General features: G+C 65.2%; 13 protein-coding genes. 9 read left to right on the forward strand and 4 right to left on the reverse strand.

The genetic code is table 11. The annotated features are described in order from the left end of the window. The first annotated feature begins 100 nt into the window (after positions 1–100). From CH294_RS20225 to CH294_RS20245, 5 genes are all read left to right on the forward strand, one after another. Positions 101–535: an SRPBCC family protein gene (locus CH294_RS20225; RefSeq protein ID WP_032379060.1), complete on the forward strand. Its 435-nt coding sequence runs from the start codon at positions 101–103 to the stop codon at positions 533–535. Between the two features lie 32 nt (positions 536–567). After that, positions 568–1809, forward strand: a complete 1242-nt coding sequence (locus tag CH294_RS20230) for an ArsA family ATPase (RefSeq protein WP_249305418.1) — start codon at positions 568–570, stop codon at positions 1807–1809. Between the two features lie 73 nt (positions 1810–1882). Beyond that, positions 1883–2335: a hypothetical protein gene (locus tag CH294_RS20235; RefSeq protein WP_094610172.1), complete on the forward strand. Its 453-nt coding sequence runs from the start codon at positions 1883–1885 to the stop codon at positions 2333–2335. 64 nt (positions 2336–2399) lie between these two features. Continuing rightward, positions 2400–3374 (forward strand): ROK family protein, encoded by a 975-nt coding sequence (locus tag CH294_RS20240; RefSeq protein ID WP_032404044.1) that lies wholly within the window; start codon positions 2400–2402, stop codon positions 3372–3374. A 178-nt stretch (positions 3375–3552) separates the two neighbouring features. Next, on the forward strand, positions 3553–4281 hold the full coding sequence (locus tag CH294_RS20245; RefSeq protein ID WP_032379058.1) for a lysophospholipid acyltransferase family protein: 729 nt from the start codon (positions 3553–3555) through the stop codon (positions 4279–4281). A gap of 5 nt (positions 4282–4286) precedes the next feature. Here the strand turns inward: CH294_RS20245 and CH294_RS20250 are convergent, their stop codons facing one another. Continuing rightward, entirely contained in the window at positions 4287–5483 is a 1197-nt protein-coding gene (locus tag CH294_RS20250) for a glycosyltransferase 87 family protein (RefSeq protein WP_249305420.1), read from the reverse strand. Positions 5484–5662: 179 nt separating this feature from the next. Between CH294_RS20250 and CH294_RS20255 the strand changes: the two genes are divergently transcribed. Together CH294_RS20255 and CH294_RS20260 are read left to right on the forward strand one after the other, a co-directional pair. Then, complete coding sequence (locus CH294_RS20255; protein WP_032379547.1) at positions 5663–6154, forward strand: polyadenylate-specific 3'-exoribonuclease AS; 492 nt, start codon at positions 5663–5665, stop codon at positions 6152–6154. Positions 6155–6199: 45 nt separating this feature from the next. After that, a complete protein-coding gene (locus tag CH294_RS20260; protein ID WP_032379057.1) occupies positions 6200–7585 on the forward strand; it encodes a class II 3-deoxy-7-phosphoheptulonate synthase in 1386 nt (461 codons plus the stop codon). A 19-nt stretch (positions 7586–7604) separates the two neighbouring features. On the opposite strand, the gene pknB is transcribed toward CH294_RS20260, so the two are convergent. Beyond that, positions 7605–9587: a Stk1 family PASTA domain-containing Ser/Thr kinase gene (gene pknB, locus CH294_RS20265; RefSeq protein ID WP_094738913.1), complete on the reverse strand. Its 1983-nt coding sequence runs from the start codon at positions 9585–9587 to the stop codon at positions 7605–7607. A gap of 203 nt (positions 9588–9790) precedes the next feature. Between pknB and CH294_RS20270 the strand changes: the two genes are divergently transcribed. Next, on the forward strand, positions 9791–10162 hold the full coding sequence (locus tag CH294_RS20270; RefSeq protein WP_032403938.1) for an Rv2175c family DNA-binding protein: 372 nt from the start codon (positions 9791–9793) through the stop codon (positions 10160–10162). Here CH294_RS20270 and CH294_RS20275 read toward each other — a convergent pair. Further along, positions 10159–11124, reverse strand: coding sequence for a phytoene/squalene synthase family protein (locus tag CH294_RS20275; RefSeq protein ID WP_094738914.1), 966 nt, complete (start codon positions 11122–11124; stop codon positions 10159–10161). The genes CH294_RS20270 and CH294_RS20275 overlap by 4 nt on opposite strands. A 10-nt stretch (positions 11125–11134) precedes the next feature. Then, the gene (locus CH294_RS20280; RefSeq protein WP_242640170.1) at positions 11135–12691 is read right to left on the reverse strand and encodes an alpha-(1->6)-mannopyranosyltransferase A; all 1557 of its coding nucleotides are present in this window, start codon (positions 12689–12691) and stop codon (positions 11135–11137) included. On the opposite strand from CH294_RS20280, the gene CH294_RS27885 reads away from it, so the two are divergent. After that, a complete protein-coding gene (locus tag CH294_RS27885) occupies positions 12681–12830 on the forward strand; it encodes a hypothetical protein (protein WP_242640169.1) in 150 nt (49 codons plus the stop codon). The two genes, CH294_RS20280 and CH294_RS27885, sit on opposite strands and share 11 nt — an antisense overlap. Positions 12831–12932: the final 102 nt, after the last annotated feature.

Raw genomic sequence — 12932 nt, forward strand, 5'->3', positions numbered from 1 at the left:
CGTCCGCGGATCGATCGTGTGAGATAGATCTGCCCCCTGTTCCACGGCTCAACAGCGAACGAATCGATCGAAGTACCCGAGAGGAAGCGGACGAGAAGTCATGGCGGAGAAAACCCAGAGATCGATCGTCGTCGAAGCCCCGCCGAACCAGGTCATGGACGTCATCGCCGATTTCGACGCGTACCCCACGTGGGTCTCGGCCGCGAAATCCGTCGAGGTACTCGACGTCGATGCGGACGGACGCGGTAAGCGCGTGAAGTTCGTGCTGGACGCCGGGATGGTGAAGGACACCTACGAACTCGAGTACGACTGGGCCGCCGACGGCAGCTCCGTGTCGTGGAACCTCGTGTCGGGTGAAATGCAGAAGTCACAGAAGGGCTCGTACACGCTGCGCGAAACCGGTAGCGGCACCGACGTGACGTACGAGCTCACCGTGGACCTGAACATCCCGATGATCGGCCTGTTCAAGCGCAAGGCAGAGAAGGTCATCACCGACACTGCACTCAAGGAATTGAAGAAGCGGGTCGAAGGCTGAGCGAAGCTCGCACCGAACCCCGCACCACGGTGATGCTGTTCCTCGGCAAAGGTGGTGCGGGGAAAACCACGCTGGCGGCGGCGTCGGGCCTGCGACTGGCGAAGGCCGGACAGCGGGTGTTGATTGCCTCCGTGGATCAGGCACAGTCGCTCGTCGACGCGTTTTCGGGGCTGCCCGACGGCGCTGTCGACGACGAGTCCGTGGAGCTGTCCCGAGTCCGACCCGTCACGGCGGGCCTGGACATCGTCGAGATCGACACGCTGAGACTGCTCGAGGCGCGGTATCGAGGACTCGGTTCCGTGGTGGCCATGGCGTCGGCGGGCCACGAGCACGGGGTGAGCTTCGGGGCGATAGAGCCGGAGGAACTACCGGGCTTTCCGGGAATCGAAGAGTTGCTGGGGATGCACGAGATCTGTCGTCTGGTGGACGAAGGTCGCTGGGACACAGTGATAGTGGACATGCCTGCATCGGCTGATGCGTTGAAGACTCTGCAGTTGCCCGACACCGTGGCCGCGTATGTGGAGCGGATCTGGCCGCGCCACGATCGGATGGTGGCCGGCACCGGTTCCGACGTGCGGCTCACGCTCGTGGTGGCGATGATCGAGCGAGTGCTTGCCCAGGTCGACTCGGTTCGATCGCTGATCACCGACCCTGCGCGCACCGGCGCAACCGTGGTCGTCACTGCCGAACAGCTCTCGGTCGTCGATGCCGAGCGAACACTGTCGGCCGCAGCACTGCTCGGAATCAGAATCGATCGGGTTCTCGTCAACAAGATTCTGCCGGGGCTCAACTCCTCGTCGATCGGTCTGGTCGGTGCCCATCCGGCGGTGTTCTGGTTCGAGAGCTGGCGGGCAACGCAGCTCGCCGCCGTCGCCGAGCTGCGACGACGTATCGGCACCGTATCGATAGTGGAGGTGGAGCGAGTTCCTGGTGAACCGGTAGGGTTGGGGCCCTTGCAGGACGTGGCCGATCGCCTGGAACCGAGCTTGCTCGAACGGCGCGCGCCGGAGCGGGGTGAGCAGCCCTCCGTGGTACTCGAGTCCGGGAGCGGACTCGAATCCGTATATGCGATGAGAATGCTGCTGCCGGTAGTGGATTCGACGACCTTGGGTGTGGGGCGAGTGGAGGACGACTTGATAGTCACTGCCGACGGGAGGCGACGACGCATCAGGTTGGCGTCGGTGCTTCGTCGGTGCATCGCAGACTCCGCCGAGCTCGACGGGCCCTGCCTGGTGGTGCGCTTCCGCCCGAATCCCGACGTGTGGCCACTGTGACAGAACGTGTAGCCATGGTGACAGAACGTGCGGCCACGGTAACGACTTCGCTCACTACGTTCGGGGTGCAGCGATGACCTCCGGGCATTCCGAGCTGGGGGCCGATCTGTTGGCCCTGGCCGACACCGTGCTCACTCGGCTCGACCCCATCCTGCGCCGGGTTGCAGAAACTCAGCAGGAACGTGATCAACAGGGCTGCAGTTGGTGTCCGGTATGTGCACTTGCTGCACTGGTGCGCGGCGAGCGGCACGATCTGGTCGAACTCGTGGCCTCCGAGGGCACGGTGATCATCGCGTTGCTGCGTCAACTGCTCGCCGACCACACGAACACCGGAACCGGTCACACCGCCGCGGCTCCCGCGGAAGCCTCTCCGCCAGAGCCCGGGCCGGACCCAGCGTCGACCGAACCGGTCGACCTCTCGAACGTGTCGGTCGACACGAATATCCCGGGCGAACGTCGGGCGGCGTTCGTTCCGATTACCGTTCGAGTGAAGAATTCACGATCGGACACGCAGGATCGTCCGTGACGGGTGAGCGCGCGGATCGATCGGTGACAGCCGTGTGGGGGACGGCGGAGAAAGGCATCAACGAATGAAACGACACCAGCAGCGACTGACGGTCGGCATCGACGTGGGCGGGACGAGCCTGCGGGCCTCCGTCGTCGACGCCGAGGGGCAAGTGCTGGATTCGACGGCTGCTCCCACTCCGCACACCGCGCGAGCACTCGAGCGCGGGCTCGACCGTGCCGTGCAGGAGCTGGCCGGGCGACACGACATCGCCGCCGTCGGGCTCGCGGTTGCAGGATTCATCGATTCCGAGCGCACGACAGTGCGGTTCGCTCCGCATCTGCCCTGGGTGAACACCCCCGTCGCAACCGAGATGAGCAAGCGCATCGGACTGCCGGTGCTGCTCGAACACGACGCCAACTCGGCGGCGTGGGCCGAATATCGATTCGGAGCCGCATCCGGTGGTCGCAACGTGGTGATGGTGGCCATAGGTACCGGAATCGGCGCTGCGCTGCTGATCGACGGCAGGATCTACCGCGGCAGCCATGGCGTGGCACCGGAACTCGGCCACATTCAGGTGGTTCCGGACGGCCGGGCGTGCCCCTGCGGCAAGCGTGGCTGCTGGGAGCGGTACTGCAGTGGCACTGCGCTGGTGGATACCGCAGTCGAGTTTCTCGCCGCCGACCCGTCGTCGTCGACGACTCTGGCCCGTGAGGTGTTCCTCGATCCAGGCTCGTTGACAGGTCGTCGGATCGCCACTGCCGCGCAGGACGGTGATTCGATCGCCCGACGGACGATGGAGGATTTCGCGCAGTGGCTCGGGGTCGGCCTGTCGATGGTCAGTGACGTGTACGACCCCGATCTGATCGTGTTGGCCGGGGGAGTGGCCACGTCGTCGAGCCAGTTTCTCGCCCGTGCGACCGACAAGTACGCGGAGCTGGTGACCGGCACCGGCCATCGACCGTTGGCTCGTATTCGAAGTACGCAACTGGGCGAAGCGGCGGGCATGATCGGGGCAGCGGAGCTGGCCCGGGCCCAGTTCGTCACCGGCGTGCGCTGACCGTATCGACCCATATCGTGTGAGCTCGGTCCCGGAGTCGCAGATGATGTGGCTGGTGTCATAAACCGTGGGTACAGTTCACTACGCGGCACGGTTCCAGGACGCACGGCCGCGGTCGATTCTCGCTCGCGGGAGCAGGCACCAAATGATTTCCGGACCATCATCAGGGAGCGCGTCAATGTGGTACTGGCTGTTCAAATTCGTCATCGTCGGGCCCCTGCTCATCGCCTTGGGTCGGCCCACGATCGAGGGTGCGGAGAACATTCCGACGCACGGTCCGGTCATTCTGGCGAGTAACCACAAAGCCGTTCTCGATTCTTTCTACCTCCCGCTGAAAACGCCTCGCCGCATCACCTTTCTCGCCAAGAGCGAATACTTCACCGGTCCCGGACTCAAAGGTGCCTTCCAGAAGTGGTTCTTCACTGCGGTGGGGCAGGTGCCGATCGATCGCACCGGAGCCGACGCGGCACAAGACGCTCTCAACGCCGGTGTTCGCGTGATCGAAGCGGGCAAGGTTCTCGGCATCTACCCCGAGGGCACGCGCTCTCCCGACGGCCGGTTGTACAAGGGCAAGACCGGCATGGCGCGTCTGGCACTGCAGACCGGAGTCCAGGTCGTACCGGTCGCGATGGTCGGTACCGAGAAGATGAACCCCATCGGTTCGCGCGTCTGGCGGCCGGCCAAGGTCACCATCCGCGTCGGGAAGCCCATCGACTTCTCACGTTTCGAGGGAATGGCAGGCAATCGGTTCGTCGAGCGCGCCGTCACCGACGAGGTGATGTACGACCTGATGCTGCTGTCCGGTCAGGAATACGTGGACGTGTACGCCGCGTCTCTGAAGAAGGCTGCACCGGTGGAAGATTCGGCTCCCGCGGCGCGCCGTATCCCCGACTCCAAGGCCAGCTGAACCCGCTATCGCTGAACCGCAGCGGCTTCGTTCGATGTGTTCGAGCGGTCGGAGAAGCTGATCGCGGCCAGGGCAACGATCGAAGCCAGAGCCCACCACACGTAGGCGGAGGCCGCGAATTGGTCCAGCAACGGCCAGCCGAGCCCGCTCCATCGTCCCTCGCCGAGCTTCCAATGTGGCGGATACACCATCAGTGCCAGTCCGACCGCAACCAGAGTCAGTAGCAATGCACTGCGGCGGCGATAGCCGAGGACGGCCAGCACGATGGTGAACGGAACCGCCCACACCCAGTGATGCGACCAGGATACCGGTGAGACCAGCAGGCCGAACATGGCGTTGATCGTCAGGGCCAGCGCAATCTGCCCGGCCGCGAACGCCTTTCGCATTGCGACTGCCGCTATGCCGAGTACCACCACCGACAATGCGATCCACAGGATCGACCGGGGCAGCTCGTCCAATCCCAGGCGCGCGAGTACGCCCGTGATCGACTGGTTCGGCGGGTAGGCCGGGCCACCGATCCGGTCGGAATCGACGATGGTCTGTGTCCAGTACTTCAGCGAGTCCGACCACGTCAGCGCGAAGCCGATTGCGGTGAACACGGCAAAACTCAGAACCGAGATCACAGCGGCGCGAAAGTCTTTGCGCAACAAAAAGAACAACACGAACACGGCGGGAGTGAGCTTGACGGCGGCCACGAGACCGATCAGAACCCCTCGCGGCCACGGAGTCTTCTTCGGCAGGCAGTCGAGTGCCACGAACGCCATCAGCACGATGTTGATCTGTCCGTAGTTCAGCGTCGAGGTGACCGGCTCCAGTACGAGCACCGACAACGCGAACACTGCTCCGGCAGTCCACCACACGAGCGTGCGAGGACGAAGTCCGAGCGAGGTGAGGGTGACTACGACGGTGACCAGCAGCAGCAGCATGGACAGCACCGTGACCGCGATCGACGCGGCGTACAGCGACACCGACGACAACGGGCTGAAGATCGCCGCGGCGATCGGGGGATAAGTGAACGGCAGGGTCGTACCGGTCGCGATCGGCGGCAACTGCCCGTAGAGGTCCCCGCCCTCGGCGAACACCTGACCACCGAGTCGATACACGTCCAGATCGAGTCGGTAGTGCTCGCCGAGAGCCCGCAGACCCGGAAAGCCGTTCAGGTGGAACAAGACGCCGACTGCGGCGGCGATCAGGACCACGATCCTGCTCGACGCGGTAGCCCACCACGGCCACCGACGTGGCGTCGGCCCGGCCGGCTCCGATGCCTCGGCGATCGGACGGTTGGTGTCGGGCGATGTCACAACGTGGGCCTTTCGGGGCTGTTCGGATTCGGACTACCGGTACGTGGGGAGGTGTCGGGCCACGCGCTAGGGTGAGCCGCGTGCGCTACTTCTACGACACAGAGTTCATCGAGGATGGTCGCACAATCGAGTTGGTCTCGATCGGTGTGGTTTCGGAGGACGGTCGCGAATTCTATGCGGTGTCCTCCGAGTTCGATCCGGAGCGCGCAGGCCGCTGGGTTCGGCGCAACGTGCTGCCCAAGCTGCCACCGTACTCGTCACCGCTGTGGATGAGTCGGTCTCGAATCCGGGACGAACTACTCGAGTTCCTGGTGCCGCACTACGGTGCCGAGGTCGAATTGTGGGCGTGGGTGGCTGCGTACGATCACGTAGCGCTGTGTCAGCTGTGGGGTTCGATGACCGAGCTGCCCCGTTCTCTGCCGCGGTTCACCCGGGAGTTGCGCCAGCACTGGGAGGATCGAGGCAGCCCCGAGCTGCCGTCGGTTCCCGACGATGCGCACGATGCACTGGCCGATGCACGGCACAATCTGGCGAAGTTCCAGGCGATCGAGGAGTACTCGCACCGCGGGTGAACACCCGTTGTCCTGCGATGACAGTGGTGCGAATATCCTGTACCCGTGAACTGGACTGTCGACGTACCCATCGATCGCTTGCCCGACCTGCCGCCGTTGTCGCCGACGATGCGCACTCGATTGGACGATGCGTTGGCCAAGCCGGCTGCGCAGCAGCCGCAATGGGACCCCGAGCACGCAGCGGACATGCGCAAGGTGCTCGAGAGTGTTCCGCCCATCACCGTCGCCGGTGAAGTGGAGGCGTTGTCGGACAAGCTTGCTGCCGTTGCGCGCGGTGAGGCCTTCCTGCTGCAGGGCGGCGACTGCGCCGAGACGTTCGTGGACAACACCGAACCTCACATCAAGGGCAACATCCGCACGCTGTTGCAGATGGCAGTGGTGCTCACCTACGGAGCGAGCATGCCGGTGGTGAAGGTGGCGCGGATCGCCGGACAGTACGCCAAGCCGCGCTCGTCGAACATCGATGCGCTCGGTCTCCAGTCCTACCGCGGCGACATGATCAACTCGCTGGTGGCCGACGAGAGCGTCCGCGGCCACGACCCGTCGCGACTGGTGCGCGCCTACGCCAACGCCAGTGCCGCGATGAACCTGGTTCGCGCACTCACCGGCGCGGGCATGGCGGATCTGCACAAGGTGCACGATTGGAACCGAGAGTTCGTCGCGCAATCGCCTGCCGGTGCGCGCTACGAGGCGCTCGCGGGTGAGATCGATCGCGGGCTGCGGTTCATGGATGCCTGCGGCGTCTCCGACCCCAACCTGCACACCGCGCAGATCTTCGCGAGCCACGAAGCGCTCGTTCTCGACTACGAGCGGGCAATGCTGCGCCTGGACAACACCGACGATCACCCCAAGCTGTACGACCTGTCGGCTCACTTCCTGTGGATCGGCGACCGCACCCGCCAGCTCGACGGGGCGCACATTGCCCTGGCCGAGCTGATCTCGAACCCGATCGGTCTCAAGATCGGACCTACGACGACCCCCGAGATGGCCGTCGAGTACGTCGAGCGCCTCGACCCGACCAACAAGCCGGGCCGTCTGACGCTGATCTCGCGCATGGGCAACGGCAAGGTCCGCGACATCCTGCCTGCCATCATCGAAAAGGTGCAGGCCACCGGACACCAGGTCATCTGGCAGTGCGACCCGATGCACGGCAACACCCACGAGGCGTCGACCGGATACAAGACGCGGCACTTCGATCGCATCGTCGACGAGGTGCAGGGCTTCTTCGAGGTACACAACGGTCTCGGTACACATCCGGGCGGAATCCACGTCGAGCTGACCGGCGACGACGTCACCGAGTGCCTCGGCGGTGCACAGGACATCTCCGATCTGGACCTCGCCGGCCGCTACGAAACGGCCTGCGACCCGCGGCTGAACACGCAGCAGAGCATCGAGCTGGCCTTCCTCGTAGCCGAGATGCTCCGCGACTGACTCGGTCGCTACATCCGGCTCAGGGCAGCGAGACGACCATCACCTCGGAGCCCGGTTCCACGTGGGAACCGGCTCCGGGGCTCTGGGTGATCACCAGCGAGCCATCCGTGTCGACCACCTGACGGACGTCGATGGTCAGGCCGAGGGCAGCGAGCGTGGTGCGCGCCGAACCGACCGAACGCCCGAGCAGCGAAGGCACGGTGACGGCGTTGGACACCTCGAGCACGGCGGTGGTTCCCGATCTGACCGTCTGCCCGGCCTCCGGCGTCGTTCCGATTGCCTTGCCGCCGTCGGTCTCGTCGTCGAACGTCTCCCGAACCTCGCCGACGGTGATTCCCACCGATTCGAGCGTTGTGCGGGCCTGGTCGACGCTCTGGCCGCGTACGTCGGGCACCTCGACCGGCGGTGCGCCTTTGCTGCGCAGTACCGTCACCGAGCTTCCGGTGGTCAGAACGGTGCCCGGTGGTGGGTCCAGTGCTGCGACCCCGCCGATGGGAGCGGTGGTGCTGAATGCCTCGCCGCCGTCGACGGGAGTGAAGGTCCGGTCGCGGAGTTGCTGTTCCATATCGGCGACGGACGCGCTCGCGTCGATCGAGGGGACACTCGGGCTACCCAATGAAACCAGCAGAAACACTGTGTCGCCCTTGGCGATTCGTGATCCACCGGCGGGGTCGGTGCCGATGAGAAGGTCGGTGTCCACCGAGTCGGAGTAGGTTCCGCGCACCGCCGCCTCCAGTCCGGCGGCCTCGACGGCGCTGGTGGCACCGGTGGTGTCGAGCCCGTCGACCATCGGGACGGCGGTGTAACGACCTGACCCCATCCACCAGCCGCCGAAGCCGACGAGCACGGCGAGCAGGGCGACGACGAGCAGCCAGATGACGATCGCACGGCGCGAGCGCTGTCGATCCGCCTCGAAGTCCGGGAAACGGTACTGCCCTCGGCCGGTCGCAGGTGGCTCGGCGGGCGGCGCATCGTCGTCTTCCGGGGCGTACTCGACACCGCGGGAGGTCGGTGACGTGACCACACGGGTGTGGTGCACCCCGTGTTGCGGGGGCGGGGGCGGGGAATCCTGGACCACCTGGGTGCGAGCGGAAGGCGCACGATCACCGGCCACCGTCGTCGGTGCTCCTGCGGCCGCGGAGCTCAGATGCTCGGCCGACCGCTTCGGCGCGGGTACTCGGTAGTCGGGCAGCGCCAGCGCCGACGCGGCCCCGCGCAGCGCGCGCGCCATGTCGTCGGCGTTGCGATACCGGTGTTCCGGGGCGCGGACGGTCGCGTGCTGGACCACCTCGTCGAATTGCGGCGGAACGCCCGCGATGAAGGTGGAGGGAAGCGGTACGTCGTTGTCGATGCGCTGATAGGCGATGGACAGCGAGGTGTCGCCGGTGAACGGGGTGCGTCCGGTCAGCAGCTCGAAGAGCACGATCCCGACGCCGTAGACGTCGCTGCTCGCGGACGCCGAGCCGGTCGTGACCTGTTCTGGAGACAGGTACGCGGCGGTGCCCAGAATCACACTGCTGGACGTGACCGTCGAGGCTGCGATGGCACGCACGAGTCCGAAATCGGCGATCTTCACGTCGCCGTCGTCGCTGATCAGAATGTTCTCGGGTTTGATGTCGCGGTGCACCAATCCTGCTCGGTGGGCGACCGCGAGCGCCTCGAGAACCGGCCGAACGACGGCGACTGCCGCGTGCGGTGGCATGGGGCCACGCTCACGCAGGAGCTCGCGTAGGGTTCCGCCCTCGACGAGTTCCATGACCAGGAAGGCGTGCTCGCCGTCCCGCCCGTGGTCGTAGACGGCGACGAGGCCTGGATGGCTGAGCCTGGCCACGGCCCGTGCCTCGAACTCGAATCGCTGGACGAACTGCGGATCCTCGGCGAACTTCGGATCCATGATCTTCACCGCGACCGGGCGATCGAGCCTGGTGTCGAGGCCGCGATAGACCGTCGACATACCGCCCCGTGCGATCGGTCCGTCGATACGGTATCGACGATCGAGCATCGAACCCGGTATCACCGAACCTCCTCTCGTCGTCCACTGCTCTGGCTGCTGTGCTGTCCGCTTCGGTGCCGGACCTCTTCTGTGCGGAACTACGACGCCGATCGTATCGGTGCGTCGACCGACCATCGGCGATCGTGTCGTGCTGTCCCTGCCGGGTCTGCCGTTTTTGAAGTCTGGACGCCGGACCCGTTAACGTTACCTGCGTGAGTGCCATTCCCTATGCCGACGACGTGCTCGATCCGTCGGTGTCTTTGCTGCAGTTCGCCGACGTCGCGAAGATCCTCGACGTTCCCAAGACCCGCGTCGAGCAGCTCGTTCGAGACCGCCAGCTGCTGGCTCTGAAGCGTTCGCGTGTGCCCGGCGTTCCCGAGCAGTTCCTCGACGCGAGGACGGGCTCCATCGTCAAGGGTCTGCCCGGCTTGTTGGCCGTACTGCACGACGGCGGCTACGAGGACGAAGAAATCCTGCGGTGGCTGTTCACCGAAGACGAGAGCTTGCCCGGTGCTCCCGTGGCCGCACTGCACGGTGATCTGATGCGCGAAGTGATCAGGCGCGCACAGGCCATGGCCTTCTAGCGAACGGTCGCACGCTTGAAGCCGGTGACCGCGAACTGTGGAAGTGCGATTCGAGCTCGAGTCCACTGCGGCACCGTCGCCCGCTGATAAAGCACGCGGTAGCCCTGCGACTCGACCTCGTCCAGAATCCGGCCGTAGAGAATCGACGCCGTACGCATCGACGGACGCACTCGCGGGTCGAGCATGTCGATACCGGCATCGGACGTGCGATAGATCGAGCGGGTGACGGCGATCAGGTGCGCGAGAGCTCGGGTGACCCGGGCATCGACAGTGCCCTTCGTGCGACACCACCGGAGCAGTTCTTCGTCGACTCCGAAGGCAGCCAGCTCGTCGGTGGGGAGATAGATTCGATCGCGATCGAGGTCCTCGCCCATGTCCCGAATGAAGTTCGTCAGCTGGAATGCCTCGCCCAGGGCTGCGGCAGGAGGCTCGGCCTCGGACCGTTCGACGACGGTTCCCAGGATCGGCAACATCTGCAGTCCGATGACCGCAGCGGAGCCGTACATGTACTCGCGCAGTTGCTCCATCGTTCGGTAGCGCGAGACGAACACATCGCTGCCAGGAATGTCCATGCGCATCGAGTGCATGAACGCGAAGAAGTAGTCGTGCGGAATGTCGTACCGCAACACGGTGTCGCACAGTGCGCTCAGTACCTGGTCGGTCACGCTGTGCGGCAACGGCTTTCCGGTCAAGGCGTCGCGTACTCGGGATTCGATCGCGTCGAGCTCGACGATGCGGCGAGCGTTGAGCTCGTCCGATCCGACGGCGATGTCGGTGCCTTCGAGGTCGACGATGTCGTCGACCATGCGGGCGAATCCGTACAGCGCGTGCACTGCTGCGCGCTTGTCTGTCGGCAGCAGGCGGGTGGCGAGGAAATAGGTCTTACCGTGCTGGGCGTTGAGCTCGCGACAGATTCGGTACGCCTCGTGCAGCGCCGGATCGATGCCGTCCAGTTCCTTCATCGCGGGAGTCTCATGACGTGGACTCGTCTCCGGATGGTTCGGGTGCGGTGTTCTTGGGCGCGTTCGGCACGGCACGGTGTTCCCTGGATCGGTCCGATCGTAAACGCAGCGGGTCGACGCGCGTCAACGCGAGGGCGGCAACCACGGCCGCGATGACGGCCAGTGCCACGTGCACGATGTTGTACAGGCCGATGGCGCCGTCGGGTTGGAAGACGAGCATGAGCCATGTCGACAGGCCGGTCAGGACCATGAGCGTCGTTCGAGACAGTGCGAAGCCGGCGGCGATCGCCAGCGGCCACGAGTAGTACCAGGGCAGGGCAGCGGGGGAGAGAACGACCGTGGCGACGAGGGCGATCAGAATGCCCTTGACGGCGTTTCGCTCGGACTTGCGGCCCCACCACCAGGCTGCAGCGAGGATGACCACCAGGGCGATCGAGCACAGCAGCCGCATGACGTAGAGAACCGGGTCCAGTCGAAGATCGAGGAACCAGGAGGTACCGACGGTCACCAGGTGCGCGAGAATCGTGGGAAGCGAAAGCCAGTTGATGATCTTCGCCGATCCCGAGAGCGCTGTCAGCCACCCGATTCCCACTCCGGCGACCAGCGAAGAGACCGCGAACACCGCAACGAAGACCGAGGCTCCGATACCCGCGGTCTTCGTGAACACCAGCACCGGCGAGGGCGGCGTTCGACCTTCGGCGCGGGCCTTGTCCCGTACGTGCAACATCCAGATCCAGACCAGGAAGGGCAGTGCCAGGCCGGCGGTCGCCTTGATCGCCACCGCGATCGCCACCAGCGCGATGCCTGCCACGTGGCGATGTTCGAGGGCCAACACGATGCCGGCCGTCATCAGGCCGACCATGAGCAACTCGTTGTGCACCCCGCCGATCAGGTGGATCAGGACCAAGGGGTTGAGCACTGCGAGCCACACAGCCGTGGTCGCTCGGCCGCCGAGGTGCTTTGCCAGCCGCGGAACCGCCCACATCATCAGCGCCAGACCGGGCAACATGGTCAGGCGCAGGAGCATGGTCCCCGCGATGACGTTGTCGCCCGTCAACGTGGTGATACCGCGCCCGAGTAGCAGGAACAGGGGGCCGTAGGGGGCCGTCGTCGTGGTCCAGACATTGCTGACGTTGTCGAGCAGAACCCCCGGATTGGCAACGGGGCCAACGCCGTACGGATCGAAACCGTCACGGAGCAGGGCACCCTGAGCCAGGTAGGAGTAGGCGTCGCGGCTGAACATCGGTACCGACAGCAACAGCGGTGCCGTCCATGCCGGAACGATCCACCTGAGCTCGCCGACCGTGGTGCGACCGTGCAGGGTCGCTCGCCCGAGCCGGACCCAGGCGGTGATCATCAGCAGTACGCCGACCCAGACGATGATGGTCGACAGTACGAATCCGTGGCCGAATCGCAGCCACGACAGGTGCATCTCCTCGAGCAGTGGATCGCGTCGGCGCACGCTACCTGCGCCGAACCCGCCGAACGTGATGCAGACGGCCCCGACGACACCGAGGATTGCCGCTTTGCCCTCCGGGCTGCGGAGAAAGTTTCCCGTGGCGGTCATTCTCGACGGTCGTGGTGAGGTCGACGACGCGGAGGCGTCGTCCGAGGATCGATCCTCGGAGGTGGAGTGCGACGAAATCGAAGACATTGCCGCCTACTCCTCCTCTGCAACGAATTTGTTGTTCGCGATCCACATCTGAAGCCGATGCGTTTTCGCCCGACGCCGAACGATCATGGTCGCAGCAATGAACGCGACCGGCAAACGATCGCGTTCAGCTTAGTTGGTCCGTGCAGTGAATCGA

Origin of the sequence: Rhodococcus sp. 14-2483-1-1 (assembly GCF_002259335.1) — a bacterium.
Taxonomy (GTDB): Bacteria; Actinomycetota; Actinomycetes; order Mycobacteriales; family Mycobacteriaceae; genus Rhodococcoides.